At 32.5% G+C, this 23,311-nt stretch carries 25 protein-coding genes; all 25 read right to left on the reverse strand.

The features are described from left to right. Positions 1-59 precede the first annotated feature (59 nt). The 25 genes from ACSVC9_RS09355 to flgM all read right to left on the reverse strand — a co-directional run bounded on the left by ACSVC9_RS09355 (position 60) and on the right by flgM (position 23,293). A complete protein-coding gene (locus ACSVC9_RS09355) occupies positions 60-1,085 on the reverse strand; it encodes a TylF/MycF/NovP-related O-methyltransferase (RefSeq protein WP_446897226.1) in 1,026 nt (341 codons plus the stop codon). Positions 1,086-1,122: 37 nt separating this feature from the next. Beyond that, positions 1,123-2,907: a thiamine pyrophosphate-binding protein gene (locus ACSVC9_RS09360; RefSeq protein WP_446897227.1), complete on the reverse strand. Its 1,785-nt coding sequence runs from the start codon at positions 2,905-2,907 to the stop codon at positions 1,123-1,125. Next, complete coding sequence (locus ACSVC9_RS09365; protein ID WP_446897228.1) at positions 2,900-3,970, reverse strand: SIS domain-containing protein; 1,071 nt, start codon at positions 3,968-3,970, stop codon at positions 2,900-2,902. Before ACSVC9_RS09365 ends, ACSVC9_RS09360 begins: the two co-directional genes overlap by 8 nt. Positions 3,971-4,009: 39 nt before the next feature. After that, entirely contained in the window at positions 4,010-4,837 is an 828-nt protein-coding gene (locus tag ACSVC9_RS09370; protein ID WP_446897229.1) for an N-acetylneuraminate synthase family protein, read from the reverse strand. A gap of 70 nt (positions 4,838-4,907) precedes the next feature. Continuing rightward, positions 4,908-5,681 (reverse strand): glucose-1-phosphate cytidylyltransferase, encoded by a 774-nt coding sequence (rfbF, locus tag ACSVC9_RS09375; protein ID WP_446899836.1) that lies wholly within the window; start codon positions 5,679-5,681, stop codon positions 4,908-4,910. A gap of 23 nt (positions 5,682-5,704) precedes the next feature. Next, a complete protein-coding gene (locus ACSVC9_RS09380) occupies positions 5,705-7,270 on the reverse strand; it encodes a glycosyltransferase (protein ID WP_446897230.1) in 1,566 nt (521 codons plus the stop codon). 7 nt (positions 7,271-7,277) lie between these two features. Next, entirely contained in the window at positions 7,278-8,042 is a 765-nt protein-coding gene (locus tag ACSVC9_RS09385) for a tetratricopeptide repeat protein (RefSeq protein ID WP_446897231.1), read from the reverse strand. A 67-nt stretch (positions 8,043-8,109) separates the two neighbouring features. Next, positions 8,110-9,126: an SDR family NAD(P)-dependent oxidoreductase gene (locus tag ACSVC9_RS09390; protein WP_446897232.1), complete on the reverse strand. Its 1,017-nt coding sequence runs from the start codon at positions 9,124-9,126 to the stop codon at positions 8,110-8,112. 41 nt (positions 9,127-9,167) lie between these two features. Beyond that, positions 9,168-9,641: a GNAT family N-acetyltransferase gene (locus ACSVC9_RS09395; RefSeq protein ID WP_446897233.1), complete on the reverse strand. Its 474-nt coding sequence runs from the start codon at positions 9,639-9,641 to the stop codon at positions 9,168-9,170. Positions 9,642-9,701: 60 nt separating this feature from the next. Further along, positions 9,702-10,769, reverse strand: coding sequence for an N-acetylneuraminate synthase family protein (locus ACSVC9_RS09400; RefSeq protein WP_446897234.1), 1,068 nt, complete (start codon positions 10,767-10,769; stop codon positions 9,702-9,704). Next, positions 10,762-11,676: an SDR family oxidoreductase gene (locus ACSVC9_RS09405; RefSeq protein ID WP_446897235.1), complete on the reverse strand. Its 915-nt coding sequence runs from the start codon at positions 11,674-11,676 to the stop codon at positions 10,762-10,764. The genes ACSVC9_RS09400 and ACSVC9_RS09405 overlap by 8 nt, the downstream gene beginning before the upstream one ends. Before the next feature lie 21 nt (positions 11,677-11,697). Next, positions 11,698-12,441, reverse strand: coding sequence for a cytidylyltransferase domain-containing protein (locus ACSVC9_RS09410; protein ID WP_446897236.1), 744 nt, complete (start codon positions 12,439-12,441; stop codon positions 11,698-11,700). Positions 12,442-12,477: 36 nt separating this feature from the next. Further along, entirely contained in the window at positions 12,478-14,289 is a 1,812-nt protein-coding gene (locus tag ACSVC9_RS09415; RefSeq protein WP_446897237.1) for a motility associated factor glycosyltransferase family protein, read from the reverse strand. 112 nt (positions 14,290-14,401) lie between these two features. After that, entirely contained in the window at positions 14,402-15,229 is an 828-nt protein-coding gene (locus ACSVC9_RS09420; RefSeq protein WP_446897238.1) for a flagellin N-terminal helical domain-containing protein, read from the reverse strand. A 151-nt stretch (positions 15,230-15,380) separates the two neighbouring features. Beyond that, positions 15,381-15,716: a flagellar protein FliT gene (gene fliT / locus ACSVC9_RS09425; protein ID WP_446897239.1), complete on the reverse strand. Its 336-nt coding sequence runs from the start codon at positions 15,714-15,716 to the stop codon at positions 15,381-15,383. 18 nt (positions 15,717-15,734) lie between these two features. After that, complete coding sequence (gene fliD / locus ACSVC9_RS09430; RefSeq protein WP_446897240.1) at positions 15,735-17,441, reverse strand: flagellar filament capping protein FliD; 1,707 nt, start codon at positions 17,439-17,441, stop codon at positions 15,735-15,737. Positions 17,442-17,468: 27 nt separating this feature from the next. After that, on the reverse strand, positions 17,469-17,867 hold the full coding sequence (gene fliS, locus ACSVC9_RS09435; protein ID WP_446897241.1) for a flagellar export chaperone FliS: 399 nt from the start codon (positions 17,865-17,867) through the stop codon (positions 17,469-17,471). 14 nt (positions 17,868-17,881) lie between these two features. Beyond that, positions 17,882-18,184 (reverse strand): hypothetical protein, encoded by a 303-nt coding sequence (locus tag ACSVC9_RS09440; protein WP_446897242.1) that lies wholly within the window; start codon positions 18,182-18,184, stop codon positions 17,882-17,884. A 45-nt stretch (positions 18,185-18,229) separates the two neighbouring features. After that, positions 18,230-18,604 carry a flagellar protein FlaG gene (locus ACSVC9_RS09445; protein WP_446897243.1) on the reverse strand — a complete coding sequence of 125 codons (375 nt, stop codon included), beginning with the start codon at positions 18,602-18,604 and terminating at the stop codon, positions 18,230-18,232. Between the two features lie 32 nt (positions 18,605-18,636). Beyond that, positions 18,637-18,858 carry a carbon storage regulator CsrA gene (gene csrA, locus ACSVC9_RS09450; protein WP_446897244.1) on the reverse strand — a complete coding sequence of 74 codons (222 nt, stop codon included), beginning with the start codon at positions 18,856-18,858 and terminating at the stop codon, positions 18,637-18,639. A 1-nt stretch (position 18,859) separates the two neighbouring features. Next, a complete protein-coding gene (gene fliW, locus ACSVC9_RS09455; RefSeq protein WP_446897245.1) occupies positions 18,860-19,291 on the reverse strand; it encodes a flagellar assembly protein FliW in 432 nt (143 codons plus the stop codon). A gap of 10 nt (positions 19,292-19,301) precedes the next feature. Continuing rightward, positions 19,302-20,690 carry a flagellar hook-associated protein FlgL gene (gene flgL / locus ACSVC9_RS09460; protein ID WP_446897246.1) on the reverse strand — a complete coding sequence of 463 codons (1,389 nt, stop codon included), beginning with the start codon at positions 20,688-20,690 and terminating at the stop codon, positions 19,302-19,304. A gap of 14 nt (positions 20,691-20,704) precedes the next feature. Next, positions 20,705-22,573 carry a flagellar hook-associated protein FlgK gene (gene flgK, locus ACSVC9_RS09465; RefSeq protein WP_446897247.1) on the reverse strand — a complete coding sequence of 623 codons (1,869 nt, stop codon included), beginning with the start codon at positions 22,571-22,573 and terminating at the stop codon, positions 20,705-20,707. Positions 22,574-22,598: 25 nt separating this feature from the next. Further along, entirely contained in the window at positions 22,599-23,000 is a 402-nt protein-coding gene (locus tag ACSVC9_RS09470; RefSeq protein WP_446897248.1) for a flagellar protein FlgN, read from the reverse strand. A gap of 20 nt (positions 23,001-23,020) precedes the next feature. Then, complete coding sequence (gene flgM, locus ACSVC9_RS09475; protein ID WP_446897249.1) at positions 23,021-23,293, reverse strand: flagellar biosynthesis anti-sigma factor FlgM; 273 nt, start codon at positions 23,291-23,293, stop codon at positions 23,021-23,023. Positions 23,294-23,311 lie beyond the last annotated feature (18 nt).

Here is a 23,311-nt window from a genome sequence, read left to right on the forward strand (position 1 = left end):
TAAAATTATATTATTTATACAATAATAATATTGATATTTCTATACATAAAAATATCAATTTACTTTATTTTTAAAAAAATTGCATGCCCATTCAAATTTTCAATAACTATTAAATTGTTTTCATTTTTAATTTCTTCTACAAGTCTAGTTATCCCATTGCATCCTTTAAATCCAAAATCATCAAAAACAATTATTCCACCTATAATCAAATTAGGTAATATAAATTTCACTATATCTTTTGCTGATTGATAAACATCAACATCTATATGACACAATCTTATTTTTTGTCCATTAATATAATTCTTAGTATCATCTGGAAATATTCCTTTTATTACAACACTATTAAATACATTATTTTTATTTATAAGTTCTTTTACACATTCTTCTGATGTATCCGAATGCTCTCCATTGTTATAATCATTATCTATCTCACATGCTTTTACAACTCCACTAAATGTATCACACAAATAAACATTCTCCTTTATGCCTAATAATTTAGCTTTTTTTGCCATTAAAACTCCTGTTCCACCTCTCCAAACTCCAATTTCTAAAATAATTCCTTCACTCAATTTATATACTTGTTCTACTAAATGCCAAAGCTCATAGCATCTATATATATCTACAAGTGTATTATTTTCTATATTTTTAAAACATTCAATAAACTGTGAATCTCTTAACCACGGAGCATAAGTAGCTGCTGGATATATATCTTCATATGGATTATTCTCATCACTAATAAATTCACTTTTTAAAATATTACTACTTATAAAATTTTCATATTCACTAAAGTTTAGTACTAACAGCTGTTCAGATATTTGCAAATATACTCTAAAATCATTAGTACAAACTATTATTTTAAAACTATTCTTATTTAATTTAGTAAGTTGATTTGCCTTATATATGGGTACAGAAAAAATATCATTTTTAGTAACTTTATTATCTATAAAGCAAATTACATCTCCTATTTCATTTTTCTTTATAATTTTTAAAACTTGCCTTCCTCTATTTCCTGCACCAAATAAAATAATTTTTCTATTTCCTATATATTCTTTTAAAATTTTATTAATATCAATTCTGCTGTTCATTATTATGACCATTCCTTTCCTCTAAACAACAATGCTTCTATTCTACAAATAAATATAAATTTTTTCGAACATCATTTAGAAATGGCCACATATCTTCTAAGGGTTTAGAAATCATATTTCCATTTTCCATTTTTATAGATTTAGTTCGTGGTGATGCTGTTTCCTCCGGTAATACCATAAGTTCACACAAAACCGGACCATTACTTTCTAGAACCTTTGGCAAAATTTTAACCATCTCACTATTATTTTTTGCTTGAAATGTTTTAACTCCATACGCATTTGCAATCTTAATCAAATTAGGAATTGTAAGTCCGCTATTTCTCTCACTTGCTACATAATGTCCATTAAACATATTTCTCTGTGTAGCCCTTATACTTGCATATCCATCATTACTCCAAATAAATATCTTTATCGGTAAATTTAATCTTGCCAAAGTTTCCAATTCTTGAATATTTAATTGAAAAGCTCCATCACCATCTATTAATATAGTTCTTTTTTTATTATTAGCAAGACATGCTCCAATTGAATAAGGTAAGCCAAATCCCATGGAACCAAGTGCTGCTGCATTTTTCATTTTTTGACCTTTTTTTATCTTAAATGCCTGGTATGTTATTTCTCCTGCAGCACCTGAACTTTCCGGAACAATAATATCATCTGAATTCAATTGCTTACATAACTCATCAATGAAATAATAAGCACTTACGTAATTTTTTACACATTTATGCTTTTCCGTAACTACAGGATACTTTGCTCTTATATTATTGCAATAAGTAAGCCATTCATTATTATATTCCAATTTTTCACTGTCAAAATTACTATCTAATTCTTTTATAAAATCTCCAACATCACAAACACATTTGATTTGTATATCCATCTGCATTTTTTTAATTTCATTTTTGTCTATATCGACCATAATCTTTTTTGCATTTTTTCCAAAATTTTTGTGATTAAATGCAGTAATACTAGTATCAACCCTGCTTCCCAATATAATTAGCAAATCACAGCTCTGAAGAATAAAATTAGCTCCCCTATCACCCATAATACCTGGGTGCCCTGCATAAAACTCATTATCTTCATCTAATAGATCAATTGATTTCCATGTAGTCAGCACCGGTATATGGTAATTATTTACAAATTTATAAAATTCATTCTCTGCTCCTGAAAGTTTTATACCATTTCCAGCCAGCACCAACGGACACTTTGAGCCTTTTAATAATCTCAATGTCGCCTGCGCTTTACTAGAAATATTATCTATATCCTTTTCTATATTTTTGCTATTATATCCAATAAGATTTTGTTCATCAAGCATTGCTGCTTGAACGTCTAAGGGAATATCCAGCCAGACAGGTCCCATCCTTCCATTAGTCGCTTCATGATAAGCCTTTTCTAAATAATACCTAATTTTATTGGGTTCCAATACCTGAACTGCATATTTAGTAATCGGCCCAACCATATCAATTATCTGAACTTCTTGGGAACCCATCTGTCTGACACCGGTAGTTCCAACTAAATCGGAACGCTTAGCTTGTCCTGATATAATAAACATAGGAGTTGAATCCAGCCACCCGGCTGTGACACCTGTAATTGCATTGGTAGCTCCTGGTCCAGATGTCACCAGTACCACTCCTATGTCATTTGTATGTTGTCCATAGCTTTCAGCTGCAATTGCCGCCGCCTGTTCATGTCCACAACATATATATTCTATATTGGACTTTCCTATAGAATCAACTAAATGCATTGCACCACCACCTGGAAGCATAAAAGCATGTTTAATTCCTTTTCTTTCAATAAATTTAAATACATAATCCGATAATTTAATCATCTATTTTTTCTCCTTCAAAAAACTTATGCTCAACATATTCAGCTATTAAATGTCCAATAAATATATGAGCCTCTTGTATCCTAGGTGTTATATTAGATGGAATTCTTATTATATAATTTATAATATCATTTAGCTCCTCACTATTAACATGGTTTCCAGTTAACATAACAGTAATCATTCCTATTTTTTTAGCATATTTTAGAGCTTCAATAACATTTTTAGATTTTCCACTAGTTGATATTCCAATAAGAATATCTCCTCTTTTGGCTTTAGCTTCTAACTGCCTTACAAATATTCTTTCATAACTATAGTCATTACCTATTGCAGTTAACGTTGAAGTATTTACTGTCAAGGCTTCAGCATTTAAGGCTTTTCTTTCCTTATAAAATTTACCTATAAATTCTGCTGCTATGTGCTGTGCATCTGCTGCACTTCCTCCATTCCCACAAAAAAACAATTGGCCACGATTTTTTAGCAGCTGTACAATATTATCACCAATTTTCATTACATCATCTATGAGTTCCATATCAGATGCCATAATTTTAAAAATTTCTTCATGCTCTTCTAATCTTTTATAAAAATAATTATGTGAACTATTCTTATCATTATAGCTTTCCAAAATAGAAATTAACTCCCATAAGCATCCTTGTCCACCTTTACTTTGGAGAATTATATCTGAAACATTTTTTACTTTATCTATGGAATCTAAAGGACATATTGCTAATCCAACATATTCTAATGGACCTACATCATATTTTCCATCACCTATATAGCAAATTTCATTTGTATTGACTTTACATTTACTCTGAATTTCTTTTATACAATCTACTTTATTTTTTTCTCCACTGTAAAAATAATCCCATGGAAATCTGCTTTTAAAATAATTTATTATTGGAGATGATTCACCCGTTATAGCTGCCAAAATAAATTTTCGAGATTTTAACTCAAAAATAGCATCAACATCCTTTAAATTAATTTTTTTTTGTTCAGTTCCACTTTCATCCACAATAAATGTTCCATCAGTTATAACACCATCTATATCAAAAATTATCAATTTTATCATGCTAAATTTTACCTTTCAATATTAGTTACTAATTTTTATCTATCCACGTAATTTCTTTTTTACCTTTGACTCTTCTTCACTTAAAATTTTTTCTCCATCACCTAATATTTTTTCAATATTTCTAATATCTTTTAACAATTTACATAACTCATATGGTTCAATAGATGCTGCTTGATCTGATCCATATATATTTTTATCCAGTGTAATATGTCTTTCAACAGAAGATGCTCCCATAACAGCTGCACAAATACTAACCAAAATTCCTTTTTCATGCCCACTATATCCAACTTTACAATTATACCTTTCTTTTAATTTACTAATTAATAACAAATTGGCATCTTCATCTTTCATCGGATATGTACTATTACAATGCATTAATTCAAAAGGACAATTATACTTTCTAAATATTTCTACTGCTCTATCTATTTCATCATATGTACTCATACCAGTTGAAATAAATGTATATTTTCCTTCTCCTGCAATTTCTTCAAGAATTTCATAATTTGTGAGCATTGCTGATGCAACTTTATTATATTTCAGATCATATCTTTTTAAAAATTTTTGTGACTCTATGTCCCAAGCCGACGCAAACCATTCTATTCCTTTATCCTTACAATATCTATCAATCTCATCATATTCTTTCTCATTAAATTCCAATCCTTCTTTTTGTGCTCTTTGCGTATTCCCCCATGGACTAACGCGGGGACTTGCCAAATATTCCTTAGTATATACTTTATCAATTGTTCTCTTCTGGAACTTAACAGCATCACATCCTGCAATAACAGCTAAATCTATAAGTTTTTTAGATAAACTTATATCCCCATTATGATTAATACCAATTTCTGCAATAAAAAATACTCTACTCATATTTTTTCTCCTAACATTTAAAATTTAATTTTTTTAGCATATATTTAATCATATGATTCACCAAGTAACTTTACCAAACTTTCCACGGTGCATTACCTGTTTTCCATAGCCTATCCAAATAACTTTTATCACGCATTGTATCCATGGGACTCCAAAATCCATGATGTTTAAAAGCCATAAGTTTCTTAATCTTTGCTATGCGCTCAAGAGGTTCGTGTTCCCAAATTGAATTATCGCCGTCTATATAATCAAATATTTCCTGTTCACATACAAAAAATCCTCCGTTTACCCAGCCAACATCACCTTTTGGCTTTTCTTTAAAAGAATTTATTATCCCATCATTATCAATGTCTAATGCACCAAATCGGCCTGAAGGTTGGACTGCTGTAAGTGTAACCATGGCATTATTATTTCTATGAAATTTGACTAATTCATCTAAATTAACATTTGAAACTCCATCGCCATACGTTAATAAGAAAGTATCATTTTCAGTATATTTGCGTATACGCTTAATACGCCCGCCGGTTTGTGTATCTAGTCCCGTGTCCACAATTGTAACACGCCAAGGTTCTGCTATATTTTCATGAATTTGCATATTACTGCCAAAGCGAAAATCAAAAGTCACATCTGAGGTATGAAGAAAATAATTTGCAAAATAATCCTTTATTATATTCGCTTTATATCCACAACATATGATAAATTCATTAAATCCATAAAATGAATAGCATTTCATGATATGATGAATAATAGGATATTCTCCAATTTCAATCATTGGCTTTGGTCTGAAAATTGATTCTTCACTAATTCTTGTTCCATATCCACCAGCCAAAATTACAACTTTCAATGTCAACACCACGCTTTTCCAATTTAATTATTTACATTTAAAATAATTCCTATCGCATTACTAAGCATATTAAATAATTTATTAGCATAAACTTTATCACTACTTCTAAAATACATTAATCTCATGGTTGCTAATTGTACCCATTTTAACAATGATTGTATAAATTCCTTTTCACTATCATAAAAATTGCTGTTTTTATAATATTCAAAAATTATACTATGCCATTCCAATGTAGCTAAGATTATAATTTTTGTATCACTTAGTGATTGCCCTTCATGAATTCTAAAATTGCTTAGCGGATCACTTATATATATACAATCTCCATCTTTAAGAGCAAGCAAGCTCCTTGCTATATCTAAATTACAATTTATAATTTCATTATTGCAATAAAGAACAAGCTCCCTATAATATTTCCTTCTATACAAAACTGTTGTTGGTTCTCCTATAAAATTTAATACATTTAATAATACAATTTTACCAATTGTTTTCCCAGAAACAATCGTGTCCTTTTCGTATAATTTTCTGGTTGAATATGTGGGTGACATTCTAATTCCATCTTTATCTATAACCTGTCTATACGAAGTCACAAGAGAAACATTCGGATATTGAATATAGTAGTTTATCATCCTATTTATTTTATCTATATGAAAAACATCATCATCCATCAAAAAATTTATATACTCACCCCGACATAACTCTAAACATTTTTTCCAATTTTTTCCTCCATCTCTTCCTCTTTCAAAATCGTATATAATATTATTATATCTATTTAAATAAGGTTGAATTAACTTATATGTTGTTTCATCATCTGAATCATCACACACAATGATTTCAACATTCCTATATGTCTGCTTTATAGCACTTTCCAAGGCAATTTTAAAATATTCCGGTCTGTTATGGGTTGGAATTAAAATGCTGACCAGTGGAAAAATATTTTTTGAGTACTCATCTAAAAAATTTTTTCTATATTCATCATATTTATTATTCTTGTTCAAAAAACCACAATCATGTATACACCAGGGTTTCTCTTGATTTGGTACAATAATTTTATACCCCTTCATCGAAAATTCTACACATTGCGATAAATCATAAAAACACCATCCATTAAATATGTCTTCTCTCCAAGTTACATCATACTGTGTTATCATTATCAATCCATCAACAGCATCTACATAGACATCATCATCTGATGTATTGAATGATGCTAATTCCATATCTCCTGTGTGGCTATCATAAACTTGTCCATATTTATGACGAGATTCAGTCCATATTCCACTTGTAGGCATACATTTGGCCCCTACTACACCTATTATTCCTATATCTTCATTTTTATCAAAAGTTTTCAACATATCATAGATAAAATTTTTATTTATTATATAGGTATCCTGATGCAAATATACTTTATATTTTGCATCGGTACTTTTCATTGCCCTATTATAAGCCGAAGCAACACTATCGGCATCTTTTACAGAAATAGTATCTATTCCATAATCATCCGGTATATTTAAGTTTTTTATATAAAGAAGGCTTTCATTATATTGCACTTCATCATCTACACAGGTTATAAAACATATTTTTTTATCATCCATTTTATATTTACCTTTCAATACTCATAATAAATTTATCGATTTCCGAATTTATACCTTTAATTTTAGACAAATATTTAATTGCCCTCTCTTTTTCTCCAAAAGTATATAATATGCGTCCAATATTATATATAGACTCCACATCCCCTGGTTCTATTTCTATGGCTCTATTCAACAAAGGCATTACGCAATGATATAATTTAAAATCAAAGCATTTCATAGCAACATAATTAAGGATATAAACTTTTTTAATTATATCCCTATTTACTATATTTATTATATATCTGTCATCAATTTTATTATCAGCTAATTGTTTTAGTATATACTCAATAGCTTCATTCTCACATATGGAGTTCTCTATCCTCCTTAAAGCAAATTTTATCTTTCTTTGAAAATTGTACTTTTCTTCAACTTTTTTTATTAAATCATCTCTTTCTTCAGATTCTTCTTTTATATTACCCAAATATTCTAAAGCCATTTTATACTCACCTATATCAAAACTGACTTCTGACAAGTTCATCAAAACAGCATAACTACTATTGTCATATCTAAGTGCTCTATCTAAAATCGGTATAACTACTTCAAATATCCCTCTCGAATAACACAATGCACCTAATGTATTTAGAACATCTACTTTGTTTTCTACAATATCATCATCGATTAATTTAAAAAGTCTATTTAAAGTATTTTCGTCATTTTTACACATGCTTATAAGTTTACTAAAATTATCTTCCAGATTTATATTTTTATCTATCTCTCTAAGTATGTTTTCCATAACATTTATTCCACCTTAGTATCCACTTTATAATTTATTATTATATTTATTAAACATCAGCCCTCAGTTAAACTAAACCTTCATTTACTAAAAGCTTCCTCACGTTTTCCTTTTCTACTGGCATGGCATCAGATGAATTATAACTTCCTACAGCAGCTTTTTTTTCCATTTTATAATATCCATTTAATTCATCTGCATAAGTATTAGGTATTACTACATACATACTGCCTAAATCATAGGCAGTTTCCGATTCTTCATGCGTCATAAGTTCCTCAAATTTTCTTTCTCCCGCCCTCAAGCCTATATTCTCTATTTTTACATTGTTTAAATCAATATTAAATTTTTTACAGGTTTCTTCTATCACTACTTGTACCAAATCTAACAACTTTATAACTGGCATTTTCAACACAAAGGCTTCACCCCCATGTGATTTTTCTGCAGCATCCATTATCAATGAAACAGCTTGGGATAAGGTCATCATGAATCTAGTCATATTACTGTCAGTAACAGTTATACGTCTATTTTCAAATATCTGTTTCTTGAATAATGGAATAACCGAACCACGAGAGCCCATGACATTGCCAAACCTCACTGCTGCAAATCTTGTTCCAACCTTACCTTTGCTGAAATTGGCAGCCTGAACCAGCTTTTCAGCCAGAAGCTTTGTAGCCCCATAGGTGTTGGTAGGATTTATGGCTTTATCGGAACTTGTAAAAAGTACAGAATCCACATTATTGTATACAGCTGCCTTTATAACATTCTCCATCCCCTGCACATTTGTCTTGATGGCTTCTGTGGGATTATATTCACAGGAAGGTACATGCTTCATGGCAGCAAGATTGAATACCACATCTATGTCATTCATTGCCCTTTCTACTCTTTCATAATCCCTTACATCGCCAATTAAATACCTGAATTCCGATATATGGTCAAGCTCTTTTTCCATAATGAATTGTTTATACTCATCTCTGCTAAAAATTCTTATTACTCTTGGCTTCTGAATTAGCAGCTTTTTTGCAAGCCCTCTGCCTATAGTTCCCGTTCCACCTATAACCAGTATACTTTTCCCTGTATAGTATCCCATATTTTCCTCCATTAACAACAACTTATTGAAAAGATATTTTTCTAATTGTTAAATTCTCTACTTAATAAAGATAGTATAAATGAATCATACCATTTTCCATTATAAAAATAATTTTCTCTAAGTACACCATCTAAATGAAAATTAAATTTATCAAGAAGCTGCTTTTTCAAAGTATCAAATTCATATATTTCTGTCCAGATTTTATTTAAACCCAAACTATTAAATCCATACTCAAAGAGTAATTTACAACTTTCTTCTGCATATCCTTTATTATCTATATAGACATTATCCATTCCTATATAAATAGATATTTCTGCATATCTATAGATCCAATTTAAATAACATAATCCACAACAACCTAATAATTTATTATCATCAATTCTTTTTATAGAAAACATAATAGTAGAAGAATCATTTAACACTTTAGATTCATACCAATTATTCTGCATATCACAATTTATTTCTCTATATTCTCTAAAATATTTTCTAAAGTCCTCTCTGTTTCTCCAATTCATAAAAAGAGCTAAATCCTTTCTCTCCACTGCAGTCAAATAGACTTTTTTACCTTTTAACAATTATTTTATATCCTTCCATTTAACGTAATCATCTTTTTTTACATCCCGAATTAATTTTTTTCCTATAACATCTTCTATTTTATAAGGAGGTATTCCATCTTCTTTAATTGGTCTAACAGGAAACAGATCATCTTTTCTTAAAACTGTCCCACTTTTCACATTCCTTGTAAAATACAAAGCTCTTCTTTGAATTTTAACTGTATCTTCTTCATTTTTTTCTATCTTTTTCAATCCATCACCCATTGCATTCCAAAGATCTAAAGACGAGTCTATCATCTGCCTCCATGTATTGGGATTCATTGAAAATTTATGATCCGGTCCTTTCCTATCATTATCATCCGTAAAGTGTTTCTCTATAACACATGCCCCAAGTGCAATAGCACCAAGCACTGTAGTATTTCCATATGTATGATCTGATAATCCCAAAATAACATCTGGGAATAAACTTTTATATTGCTTTAACACATTTAAATTTATATATTTAAAGTTCTCTTTATTTGCAGTATAATTTGTATTACACTGCATAAGAACTATATCTTTATTTATATTTTCAATAGAACTAACTGCTCTTTTAACATCTTCAACAGTAGATGCACCTGTAGCAATAATTATAGGTTTACCTTTTAAAGCAGTATATTTTAACATATCAATCCAGGTTATATCACCTGAACCAATTTTAAATGCATTTACATATGGATCAACTAAATCTACAGAATCAAAATCATAGCAGCTTGTCATATATTCTATGTCAACCTCGTCACATTTTTTTTTCAGTAATTCAGTCCATTTTTGTGGAATACTGGCATCTTCATATACTTCATAAACTGATTTATTCCATGAAGATTGATGTGAAAGCTGTCCTCCAAGTGATTCAAATCCATTTTTACTTACTATATGGGCAGCATTGAAATTCTGAAATTTAGCAGCATCCGCACCACTTCTTTTTGCAAGTTCTATAAGTTTAAAAGCTCTATTTATATCACCATCATGATTAGAAGCAATATCTGCTATAAAATAAGGCTTTTCTCCTAATCCAATAATTCTATTTCCTATTTTAATTTTATGCATAGAATGCCTCCCTAAAATTATTGTAATCATGATAAAAAGATTCTAATCCATCCTTAATATTAACTGAATATCCTGTAATTTTTTCAAGTTTTGATACATTTAATGTTGCATTTTTAGGTCTTTCAGCATTAAAATCTACATCATCTACAAATCCTTTTTTTATTAGAGTATCATCAAAATTAAACCTTCTACATAAATACATTAAAAATTCATATTTACTAATATATTTATTTGAACCAATATGTATCAAGCCTTTATAATCAACATCAAGTAATTTTACTAATATCTCAGCAAATTGTTTTGTATATACAGGATTAAAAAATACATCATCAAATCCCGAAATCCTATTTTTTTTAGACAAATTATTTATCGCCCATTCCGCAAGAGAATTTCCTTTATTCGTATGAAATCCATATATATTTGTCCTGGCAATTATAGAATTTTCATTCTCATTAAAAGCAAATCTCTCTCCTTCTCTTTTAGTAAAAGCATAGTAATTTAACGGATTTGTTTCATCATTCTCCATATAATCACCTTTTTTTCCATCAAAAACTGAGTCAGTAGAGACATATACAAATTTTGTTTTAGGACTATTATAACTGGACAAAAATTTTACAGCCTCAGAGTTCAATTTATAACAATAATTTTTATCAGTTTCACATTTATCAACATTAACATTTGCTGCACAATGTACTATTATATCAGGGACAATATCATTCAAAATGTCATTAAGCTTATTAAAATCTGTAATATCACCCAGTATTAAATTATATTTATTTGTAAAGATATTTCCTGTCCTATTAATACCATATAAATCAAATTTATTATTCTCCAGAAATATGTTTACAATGTCTTTTCCAAGCATACCATTTGAACCTGTAATCAAAACTTTTTTACAATATTCCATAAATAATTTATTTTCCTCCCCTTATTCTCCAAGTTCTTTTTGCATAACATTTTTATTTATTTTCGAAATCTCTGGATTACTTAATACAAATTTTAAAATATCTTCAAAATAAAAAAGGCTATTTTCTTTATACAAATTATTATATATTATTTCTATAAGCTCTAAATCTTCCTTAGTATCCAATGTCCATCGAAACGTAGAATAATCTTCTTTATTCTCGTAATTTTTAAATTTAAATTTATCAGGATTCAAATAAATATAAGGTGTTACATGTTCCCTTTCATAATCTTTATTTGCTTCTCTAAAACATTTTTCTAATGCATCAAATGTAAAAATTTCTACATCAAGACCCCTTGGATATGTTGGCTTTATCTTATTACTTAAATAATCTATATTTTCTTTTTTATTTAAGTTTTTAAATTTTTCTATCATGTTATCTATAACCTCTGGGTCAATAAGAGGACAGTCACTTGTAACTCTTATTACTATATCCGCATCATACTGTTTTGCCGCATAATAATATCTTGACAGAACATCTTGTTCCGAACCTCTAAAATAACAAACCAAGGATTTTTCAGCAATTTCAACTATAATATCATCCTGTTTCTTAGTGGTGGTTGCAATCACTATTTTATCTATATTCCTTACTCTTTTTAATCTGCCAATAACATGCTCAAGTACAGTTTTCCCGCAAATTTTTTTAAGCACTTTACCTGGCAATCTTGTAGAACCTGTCCTTGCCTGTACTATACATACTATATTCATGTTGTTCCCTTTCTTTATTAATAGAATATTACCTCTTCAATTGTCAACTTTTTCTTTCTGAAGTTCCTCTATTGTACTCTCCAACATCGGCATAAAGAAGTCAATTTTATCCTTTATTCCTTCATAGAGTTCCCTGCTCTTTTTATATACTTTTCCTGCTTTTTTGTCTTTCTTATCCTTATCTGAAATCATATATTCAGGCTTCGTCAAAACTTTTTCCACTACATCAAAAAGAAGAAAATTTATCATACCTATATTATTTCTTTTCTCCTTTATAAAGCTGTCGATGTCATCCAGCTTTCCTGTAATATTTTTTACATTGATTTTTTTTATATCCTTATAGTACATGTATAGATCATTATTATAATCCAGCGCTTTCACACATTTCTCATTTACTTCTTTTAAGGTTTCTACTGTATCATTTAAATAATTTACTGCATTTGATCTATCTTCATTGTAATTTTCCGTATTGTTTAATATATTTTTTATTGTGCTCTTATCAATAATTTCCAGAGTGTATTTGTCAATGGTTTCCTGCAGTGACATAACTAAAGTATTTTTCATGTTGGCTCCGCCTTCAGTGCTGTTGATAAAAATGGTGCTTTTGTTGAATTCTATAATATTTTCCATATTCAATCTATAGTTATTAAGCAGTTTATCAGTTTTTACATTGTTACCATAAATATCTTCCACTTCAATATACTCTTTGCTGTCATCTACTTTATTTCTCTCACCATGGGCAGATATATCCGCATGAAGTTTTTCTCCAGTGTAGGCAAAATCCTGTCCTATGAATATCACAGGATTACAGCCCATATACAGGGCCATAGAGGTGCAGGTGTGTGCCACAGACCCTCCTGCAGTTAAAGAATCAATTTTTCTATTTATCATATTTTGGGTGATATAGTGTGACGAAAAGAATATCTTCCCACCGCCGTAAATGCCAACTGCCTTATAATTGGAATATTCATGGAAAACCATGGGAACCTTCAAATCCAATTTATCCTTTATGAAGTTACAATTTATATCCCCAGGATCAACCAGGCATATAAAATTCGGATTAATGCCATTATCCAATAATGCCTCTAGGCTTCTTGCCCCTGTAATTATGATAAGTTTATCCTGTACTTCTTTTAATTCATGAATATTTTGGGACAATGAAGGCCCCGCGGAAACCACTACAGCCGGTTTATCTGTAAATACATTTTTAAATTCATTTATACTGGAGGATTTAATTATCTGACATATATTTTTTAGATAGCATTTTGTAAATTGTACAGAAAAATATCTGCTTGTATTCCTGTCTATGGATACCTTGGTAAATATTATATTTAGCTTATGAAAAAATTCTTTTGACTCTTCAGGAAAAATTTTTGTATAATTAGAGAATAGTGCAATTTTGATATTTTTTAAACTAATCACATTTACAAATGTAGACAATATTTCATTTAAATACACGTCATTCAGTAAACATAAGGTAAACCTTTCATCTTCAAAAATGTTAAAATTGGATAAATTTCTAAGTTCATGGATAATATTGATGTACGGCTCTATTACCAATACCCTATTTTTCTCTTCCAATTTTTCTTTCAATCCAATTAAATGTTCCGCAGCTCCAATACCAAAAATTATAATTGTGGCTTCTGGATTGATTTTTCCCAATTCTTTTATAAAACTGTCTACATCCCTGAAAACGGAATATCTGCTCCCTATATACATTTTTTTATTGTCTTTTTCAACTTTTACTACGTATTTGTAATCCTTACTTTTCTCAACAGTGCATTTTATATTATCATTATTACTGTAAGTATTCAAACTTTTTAAAGTATTTTTAGTAATATCGTTCATCTGATCCTCTCCAAGTTATATTTACTTTATTATCGTAATAAAAATAAGGGACTTTACATATTTACATGTAAAGTCCCTTATTCTGTTACCTAATCAAATATCGATATTCAAACTATCTCAATAACTGCAATACATTCTGTGGAGCCTGGTTAGCCTGTGCAAGCATTGACTGAGCTGCCTGGGTAAGTATATTTGATCTTGTGTAGTTCACCATTTCATTAGCCATATCAACGTCTCTAACTCTTGATTCTGCTGACTGCAGATTCTCAGAAGCATTGTCAACGTTAGCTACAGTATGTTCCAACCTGTTCTGGTTAGCTCCAAGATTAGCTCTTTCTCCGGATACTTTATTTATAGCAGTATCTATGTCTGTGATATAACCAGAAATAGTTGTTGCTGTATTAGCTGAACCTATAGACATTTTACTAGCATCTACTAACAGAGCTGATGCAGTCATTGTAGCTATTGTTAAAGTAATAAATTGATTCTCATTAGCTCCAATCTGCAAATCAACGCCTGAAGCTGCTCCAGTTAATAATTTTTTAGTATTGAATTCAGTCTGGCTGGCTATTCTTGTTATTTCTTTCTGCAGCTGTGAAAATTCCTTCTGAAGATTTTCCTTATCTACTGATACATTTGTTTCATTGGCAGACTGTACTGCAAGCTCTCTCATTCTCTGAAGAATTGAGTGAGTTTCATTTAATGCACCTTCAGCAGTCTGGATTAAGGAGATACCATCCTGGGCATTTCTTGAAGCCTGGTTAAGTCCTCTTATCTGTCCTCTCATTTTTTCGGATATTGCCAATCCTGCTGCATCGTCTCCAGCTCTGTTTATTCTAAGTCCTGAAGATAATTTTTCAATGGATTTTCCTGTTGCATTATTGTTGATCATCATCTGTCTGTGTGCATTCATTGCATTTAAATTGTGGTTAATTATCATTTTTTATTCCTCCCTGATTTTTATCCGGACATCCATGTCCATATTTTATTTGAGATTCAAAGACTATACATCTTCATCTTTACATAAAATTTATCGTAATTCTTCCAGCAAACTTTACCTCTTGCAATCATTTTTTCACATATTTTTTCATCTACATTTTTCTGCTTAGGAAAACCGACTTTGCATTTACGCTATTATAACTCTTTGAAGCCTCCTTTGATATCTTTACTCTGCGTATCTTTTGCTTCAAATCATCCATTTCCTGCTGAAATTTTTCATTTATCTTCCTGTCAAGGCTGAACAAATCGTATTTTTCATACAACTTTTTAAGTTCCTTTTTTTCAACATCAATTTCAGATATCAATTTCAGAACTTTTCCCCTTTCTGAAACAAGCTCATCCATTGAATCCATATTGTCATTCTCTACTGCTGAAATTACAGCTAAAGATATATTTTTATATTTCTGAAACAGCTCTTCTATATTCATAAAATCATCCCCAAAATATTACTGACTTATTCCCATTTGGGAATAAAAACTGCTCATCTGGGAATTCAACTGGCTCATGGTAGTTTCCAGCTGTGAAAATTTCTGGTAATACCTGTCTTCTGCATCCGTCAGTTTCGTCTGAAGGTCAGTTATATTCAAAGCCTGCTCATATATCTGATCCGGCAGCGTATTTCGGCTTGAATATCCTGAAATACCGTAATCATACTGCTTGTTTGCATATATGTTGAGAGTACCTTTAAGAGAAGATGTTCCATCTGTTCCAACTCCAGGATCTCCTACATAATTTCTCAGTATTTTATCCATCCTTGTAAAAAGCCCATCTTCATAATAGGTATCCGAGCCAATGTATTTTTCATCTTCTCCGAGTTCTTTGGAAGATGTGCCGATAAAGAATTTGGTAAAGTCTTCTATATTATTGGATATAGCATTTTTCAGCTTGGTTTCATCCGTTATCTGTATTTTTCCATAGTCATCCAGATCAGAAGATGTATCCAGGCCTAAAGCATTACTTCCATAAGTTCCCATATAATATGAGTTTTTCACAGATGTATCTTTATTATCAGTTTTATCGGAATACACTGTATTGAAGAAGGTTCCTCTAAGATCTGAAAGCAGCTGTTCAAGGTTGCTGTCATTTCTAAGCAGACCCTGTTGTGCTTTTTCATTCCACTTTTCTATGTCAGAATCACTCATAGCCTCCTTTTGATCATCTGTAAGAGGTTTGTAGGTATACTGTTTTTTCTCCGTAAGCTTTCCCTGTATCTTGTCTACCAGTGCATTGTAGTCATCTATAAATTTTTTTACATTGTCCACTATTCCATCTGTATTGTTCTTCTCTATGGATATTGATGCACTTCCAGTAGATTTCAAACTATAGGTTACTCCATTTGCCGTAAAACTGTTGCTCTGCTGGGTAACTGATTCCGTCCTTCCATCTGGGTAGGTTATTGTGAACTCAGCATTCTGCCCTGAATCTGAATAATTAGCTCCTTCAGTAAATCCTAATGAACTTACTAAATCAGCGCTGCTGTCATTATCACTTACTTTAACTTGGAGATTTTCACTTGAACCAGTATCATTAGTTGTGAACACAAATTTCTTTGAAAGCTCATCAAAACTTGCTGTTACTCCTGCTGACGTTATATTGGAATCATTATTAATTTTATCCAGTACACCCTGTATAGTCATATCCGGATTAGTTGTTAAGTCAATTTTAACATCATTGCCCTTAATATTAAAAGTAATAATTTTCCCATTTAAGCTTCCATTAATATCTGTTAATTTAGTAGACAAAGTACTATCTGCCTTACTGACAGCTTGGTTTTCTACAACTGCTGACTGTGCCAGTTTTGCTACAGTTATATTGTAGTTTCCCGCCTGTGCTTTTGAGGATGCTGTAATTCCCACGGTGCCTTCACTTGAGTTAGTAATCTCCACAGGATTGAATTTGCTGTCTCCCAGAATATACTTGTCCGAAAGTGGATCAAAGTATTCCTGCAGTCCCTTTGCATCTTTTATAATATCCTGGTACATTTCCTGCTTCCACTCCGCAATCTGCTCATCCTGTGTAGCTTTGTCTATTTTGCTCTGGATATTTGAGGTCATAGCTTTTACCAATGAATCCGTATCAAGACCTGTAGCCATACCTGTAATTCTCAGCATGTTGCTTGCAGCTGTACTTGATGTGCTGTTTACACTTGTCATTATATCTCCTCCTTTTTTAATTTATAATTAATTGTGCACTTTATTCATTCCTACAGATGCCTTATAAGCTTCATTCCACATATTTCTTACATTTTCAACAAGTGGAACAATTTCATCCATTATCTTTAAATCCTTCTTCATATTTGCCTGAATAAGCTTTTCCACTATAAACCTGTATACATTCATAAGATTTGTTCCCCACTGGGGAGCCTTTGAAATATCCAGCGTAGCAATGAGTTCATAAAATATGTCTTCAGTTCTGGTTATATTTTCATGTGCTTTTTTTATATCTTTATCTGCAATTGCCTGCCTGCCTATTTTAGCGTATTTCACAGCCCCATCCACCAGCATTAAAAGCAGCTGATCCTTTGAAGCATAGTTTATGCTGTTGGTCTTATATGAATTATATGCATTTTGTGCATACATGATCTCAGCCTCCCTTATTTCTTTACATCTATAATACTTCCCCTGTTGTCGGTCTTTGAAGTTGACCCCTTTTCCTCCTTAAAAGCATTCACCTTTACTTCCTCTACCTTAGTTGCTTCCACAAGTAAATGCTTTTTGCTGTTTTTACCTCTGTATTTGGAAAGTTCAGACTTGAAATCCCCCTGCTGTCTTTTTTGCCCATCCTTGTAGTCCCTGTCTATAATAATTTCGGATTTGTTGTGAACTTTTCCCGATCTCGTAACTTCTTTTATTCTCTGGCGAACTTCCGGGTCTATTTTATTCAATCTGAATTCCACAAAAACACCCCCTTGCTCATTCACAGTTCACAATTGTACATTGAATCAAGCTTTTTCATTAACGAAGAAGCCTGCCAGTTCACAGAACTTTTCAACCATGTCTATTATATTCTTCGGAGGCAGCTCCTTTATTACCTTCTTGCTGTTGTCATCAACTATCTTTATTACAGTATCCTTAAATTTTCCGTATATTTCATATTCAAGATGGGTAGGATTTTCCTCCAATAATGCATTGAATTTATCCACAGCCTTTTTTACATTTTCTTCCGTTATCGGTTTAGTAGATTTATTTTCCTTTACAAACACTTTTTCTGCTATTTTGCCATTGATACTGCCAGCTGAATAACCTTCCTCTACATACGCAGCTGATGTATTATCCACTGGTAATTGTCCTCCCTGACTTATATTATTGATTCCCATGATAAACACTCCTTTGTTTAATCACAACATTTTCATTTTTTATTTTTTAACTTTTTCAGCATACTTGCATCAGAAGATGCTGCACTTTTATTTTCACTTTCTATTTCCTTATAAAGTTCCTTCCGGAGTATGGTTACATTTCTTGGAGCCGATATTGAAAGCTTTACTGAGCCTTCTTCAATTTTTGAAACAGTAATTTCTATATCATCGCCTATCAGAAATGATTCTCCCTTTTTTCTGCTTATAACCAGCAAATCATGCTCCCTCCTTAAAAAGCAGGTACTTTATTAAATAATCCTCATTATCCAGTATTATTTGTTCCCCTATTTTACAATTTATATTTATAATTAAAGGAGCCTTTAAATTCACTGTTATATTTTCAAGTTTTCGATCAAGTGTAACTGTATTTAATACAAGCACATCCTTGTGACTTTTTATTTTCAGTTCTTCCAGCTTATCACCATCCAGCTCGAATTCATAATTGTCCAATACGTTAAATGGAGATATAAGCACAATCCCTATATCAGGATTTTGAATTGACTGAAATATATAAAACAAGTTGTTCTCTTCTGCAGGAAATATGATGAATTTTTTTAAGTCTTCAAATCCAGGAATTCCCTTTTCAAAAGTTATTACATCTTTTTCTTCATAATGCCTTGTTCCATGATATTTTGTCCTTAATTCCATTATCTTCACCCTAGTTAATATAATCCATAAGTGTAGGCTGCATTACTTTTGCACCTGTCTGAAGGCATGCCATGTACACTGTAGACATGGTATAGTACTCTATTGTCTTCTGAGTTATGTCAATATCCTCTGTTTTTGAGAGTATGTCTGTCATATTTATCTTGGTATCATCATTCTGATCCGCCAGGCTCTCCATCCTGCTGGCCTTGGCACCTACTTCGGATCTTACTTTAAGCAGCTGTTTTGCAGATTCATCTATTTCTGAAAGATCAGTAGTAATAAGCTCTCTTGTAGCTGCTGCTTCATTCTTCTTCCAGCTGTGCCAATTTCCGTCCGATCCCAGTACAGCTCCTTCAGTACCTTCTTCTACACTGCTTTCCATATCAATAACCTGTCCATCCAAATGATGGACTATCCTGTCGAGAAGTGCTGCCGTATCATTATAAGCACCTGTCCCGTATCGTAATATATCTGTAGCACATGCATTGTATTCTATTACAACCCCCTGTGATACTTCCATTTTTCTTTTGGAGGATATATTGTCCATTTCAACACTTGAAAATTGTTTATCTGTCAATGATGACAAGTCATCTATGGAGGTATCGGTTATTTCTATATCATCACTATTGTTTACAGTCAGAAATTTTATATTGCCCTCATCTGTCTTTACAGCAATTACTTTGTCTTTAAGAGCACCTGACTGTATCTGGTCGTTTATATTTTTTACAAGATCATCCACAGAATTTATTTTAGGTTCTGCACCCTCTTCGGTAGGATCTGCCGGGATGGAAACAGTTGCTGATATATCCTCAAGTGGATCCTCCTGGTCAAGAGTAAAAGTTATATTGTTGCCCTTCCAATTGTTCAAATCAATACTGCTTGTCTGCACAGGATCCAAATTCTGATTTACCAGCTCAGCTCCATCTTTATCAGAATATTTAATGGACCCATCTGTAGTAATCTTAACGGGCTTTGAAAGTCCCCTTGTTCCTGAAAAAATATATTCTCCATCAAAACTCGTATTTAAGAGCTGTGCTATTTGTTCCACATTTTGTTTTACTTCATCGTTTATCTTGTCTCTTTCATCTGAACCATAAGCTGCATCACCTGATGCATTCAATTTTTCCCTTATGTTTGAAATTACTTTTCCTATCTTATCCAGTGCAGTATCAGTAGTATTCATAAAATTAAGCGAAGTGGTTATATTCGCCTTGTACTGTGTATTTGCATTTATATCCGTCTGCAGCTGCATTGATCTGAGTACATTGAAGGGATCGTCAGAGGGCTTTGAAAAATTCTTCATGGATGCCATCTGCTGCTGAATCTTGCTCAGGTTACCTAAATTAAACTGCATGTCAAAAAGGAAATTGTTTGACATCATTTTATTTGTTATTCTCAAAATTTACACCACCTTTATCGTTTCAGTCCATTCACTACTACGTCCAGAAGCTCATCTACCGTTGATATCATCTTTGCATTGGCCTGATAGCAGTGCTGGAACTGTATCAGATTGGTCATTTCTTCATCTATGGAAACTCCGGATATGGAAGCCCTTGACTGCTCATAGTTCGCAAGCTGTATTGCACCGTTTTGCATCTCATTTTTTGCGGTCTGTTCCTGGGTACCTACTGTATTTATTACTCCTCTGAAATAGCTGTCAAGAGTTGATCCTCCTGATGTACTTACAAGTGTGTATACCCCATTCAGGGTATCATCCGCCTTGAAAATACCTGCTGCATCCACAAAACTTTTTCTTGAGGTAATTTCCCCGTTTTCATCTATATTCTGTATGTTGAGGAGAGTATCACGCAGCTGTGCAACTGCCAGTGCCCTCTTTCCATCCGTATCCGTTGAAAGAGAATTACCCTGTGAATCATATTTCACATCAGTTTTAATCTTAGAGGGATCCTGCATTATTGCAAGATTCACAGTTATATTGGATGCATTTATATCATTTTCATAATCCGCAGTGTAATCAGTTCCGCTCTTGTCCTTGTAGTCTCCATTTACAAAGAAGTTGTTTATACCTCCTTCTGGAGACCCGCTGTCATCAGCCGTGAATTCACTGCTCTGACTTATTATTGCATTTACCGAAAGTGCCAGGGATTTTGCAAGCTTGTTAAGTTGATATTGATAACCCTGTATATCATCCTGTACCGACATGTATCCTTTCAGTTCCCCCGTAGGAGGTTTGAATATTGAAAGCTGTTCGAAAGTTGAAGGTGAAGTCCCCTGTATTTTGCCATCTCCATCTACACTGTATGCATTTCCATTGTGGTCTGCCCAAAGCACCCTGTATTTCAAAAGGTCACTTGCCTGTTCTGCAGTCATGTTCACAGTAATTTCAACCTTGTTGGCGTCCGACTGCATATTCCCTTTCTTATAATAGGCAACTCTATAGGTTCCAGTTCCGTTTTCATCTACAGTATCCGGAGTTACAGTGCTCACGTAGGAAAAAGTTGCCACATTTACATCATCTGGCTTCACAGCCTGAACTATATTAAGAGCTTTGCCGTCCGCTCCCTTCGGTGCCAGTCCATTGTCACTGGCGCTTCCATAAAGGGAACTGTTCGTAGTGGTTACATCTATACCGTCATAGCTCTTTTGATCCACATTTATCCCAAATTTTTCACTCAGCTGATCCAGCAGCAGATCTCTTCTATCCATAAGATCATTTGGGTTATTTCCGGATACATTTACGTCCCTTATCTGCTGATTGATCTGTGTAAGCTGGTCCAACATCTGGTTTATCTCCAGAACATCTGTTTTTATTCCATCCTGGGCACTTTTTATGAGATCCGTAAGCTGTGAATAAGTATGATTCATATCATCGGTAAGCTGAAGCGCCTGCTGTGCCACCACTGTAGTGTTGTTTGAGGGCGATGTATTAAGATTCTGCCAGGAATCAAAGAACTTTCCCATCAAACTGGATAATCCGGTATCCGTAGGTTCGTTCAGTATGCCTTCCACCTGACTCAGGTACTTGTCCCTTCCTGTAAAGTGGCCGTTGACACCATTCTCTATCCTGTACTGGTAATCAATAAAGGTATCTCTTATTCTATCTATTGAGGCTACCGTAACCCCTGTACCCAGCTGTCCTGCAACAGCTGCACTGTTCATACTGGGCATGGTATATGGGGTGGTTGTAACAAGATCCGCCCTCTGCCTCGAGTATCCATCTGTATTTGCATTTGCTATATTGTGGGATGTTACATTTATTGAAGTCTGCTGTGAAAAAAGTCCACTTTTCGACGTATTGAATATAGAAAATAAACCGGGCATTTAATTCAACTCCTTATTTTATCAATTATCTGCTTCTACCAAGTGCATTGTAGGTATTGGGTCCCCTGTTCGGATTCAGTGCTCTGAGCATCTGGTTCGTAAATCCAAGCCACTGTTTTATGAGGACCTCATTGGTATCTTTTTGAAACTGCATCTTTCTCAGTACTTCCACTATGCTATTATACAAATTTTCTAAATCCTTACCTCCTTTTTCTGCTATTATCTCCCTCATGGGTCTTTTCTTTGTTATCTTTCTTCTTTCTATCTCCCACTTTGCTACATCCTTGCTTCTTGCATCTATAACCTTGACTATTTTGTCCAGAGAAAATACTTCCTTTTTTATAAGGTACTTGTTCTGCTCCAATAGAGCTTCATAAAGCAGCTGGAGTACCTTGAATTCTTCCCGCATGATTTCCTCCAATTTCAAAATATAACTCACCTCCCGGACTATATCCTTCCCTTCATCGTATCTATTATCTTCTGTGCTACAAGTTTCGCATCTACATTATAAGTACCATTGGATATTGCTTTTTTTATGCCTTCAACCTTTTCCTTGGAATCTATAGCCTTTCCATCCAGTGAATAAGAGCTGAGACTCTTTCCAATAGATGATATTGAAATGGAATCCTTGCCCCTCACTTCATGATTTATATCCCTTCCTCTTTTGTTTTCACTATATGGGTTTACCATTTGGTTTGAACTGATCCCATTGACTTTCATAAAAATACACTCCTAACT

It is taken from the genome of Clostridium sp. LBM24168 (genome assembly GCF_052953915.1).

Bases quoted from the DNA above. Each gene is read 5' to 3' on its own strand.
- ACSVC9_RS09380 (WP_446897230.1), bottom strand. From the start codon at position 7,270: ATGGATGATAAAAAAATATGTTTTATAACCTGTGTAGATGATGAAGTG.
- fliW (WP_446897245.1), bottom strand. From the start codon at position 19,291: ATGGAATTAAGGACAAAATATCATGGAACAAGGCATTATGAAGAAAAA.
- ACSVC9_RS09420 (WP_446897238.1), bottom strand. From the start codon at position 15,229: ATGATAATTAACCACAATTTAAATGCAATGAATGCACACAGACAGATG.
- flgK (WP_446897247.1), bottom strand. From the start codon at position 22,573: ATGCCCGGTTTATTTTCTATATTCAATACGTCGAAAAGTGGACTTTTT.
- ACSVC9_RS09385 (WP_446897231.1), bottom strand. From the start codon at position 8,042: ATGGAAAACATACTTAGAGAGATAGATAAAAATATAAATCTGGAAGAT.
- ACSVC9_RS09405 (WP_446897235.1), bottom strand. From the start codon at position 11,676: ATGGAATATTGTAAAAAAGTTTTGATTACAGGTTCAAATGGTATGCTT.
- ACSVC9_RS09400 (WP_446897234.1), bottom strand. From the start codon at position 10,769: ATGCATAAAATTAAAATAGGAAATAGAATTATTGGATTAGGAGAAAAG.
- ACSVC9_RS09445 (WP_446897243.1), bottom strand. From the start codon at position 18,604: ATGGGAATCAATAATATAAGTCAGGGAGGACAATTACCAGTGGATAAT.
- ACSVC9_RS09360 (WP_446897227.1), bottom strand. From the start codon at position 2,907: ATGATTAAATTATCGGATTATGTATTTAAATTTATTGAAAGAAAAGGA.
- ACSVC9_RS09415 (WP_446897237.1), bottom strand. From the start codon at position 14,289: ATGAACGATATTACTAAAAATACTTTAAAAAGTTTGAATACTTACAGT.
- fliD (WP_446897240.1), bottom strand. From the start codon at position 17,441: ATGACAAGTGTAAACAGCACATCAAGTACAGCTGCAAGCAACATGCTG.
- ACSVC9_RS09395 (WP_446897233.1), bottom strand. From the start codon at position 9,641: ATGAATTGGAGAAACAGAGAGGACTTTAGAAAATATTTTAGAGAATAT.
- ACSVC9_RS09410 (WP_446897236.1), bottom strand. From the start codon at position 12,441: ATGAATATAGTATGTATAGTACAGGCAAGGACAGGTTCTACAAGATTG.
- fliS (WP_446897241.1), bottom strand. From the start codon at position 17,867: ATGTATGCACAAAATGCATATAATTCATATAAGACCAACAGCATAAAC.
- ACSVC9_RS09365 (WP_446897228.1), bottom strand. From the start codon at position 3,970: ATGATAAAATTGATAATTTTTGATATAGATGGTGTTATAACTGATGGA.
- ACSVC9_RS09355 (WP_446897226.1), bottom strand. From the start codon at position 1,085: ATGAACAGCAGAATTGATATTAATAAAATTTTAAAAGAATATATAGGA.
- ACSVC9_RS09370 (WP_446897229.1), bottom strand. From the start codon at position 4,837: ATGAGTAGAGTATTTTTTATTGCAGAAATTGGTATTAATCATAATGGG.
- flgM (WP_446897249.1), bottom strand. From the start codon at position 23,293: ATGAAAGTCAATGGGATCAGTTCAAACCAAATGGTAAACCCATATAGT.
- ACSVC9_RS09390 (WP_446897232.1), bottom strand. From the start codon at position 9,126: ATGGGATACTATACAGGGAAAAGTATACTGGTTATAGGTGGAACGGGA.
- fliT (WP_446897239.1), bottom strand. From the start codon at position 15,716: ATGAATATAGAAGAGCTGTTTCAGAAATATAAAAATATATCTTTAGCT.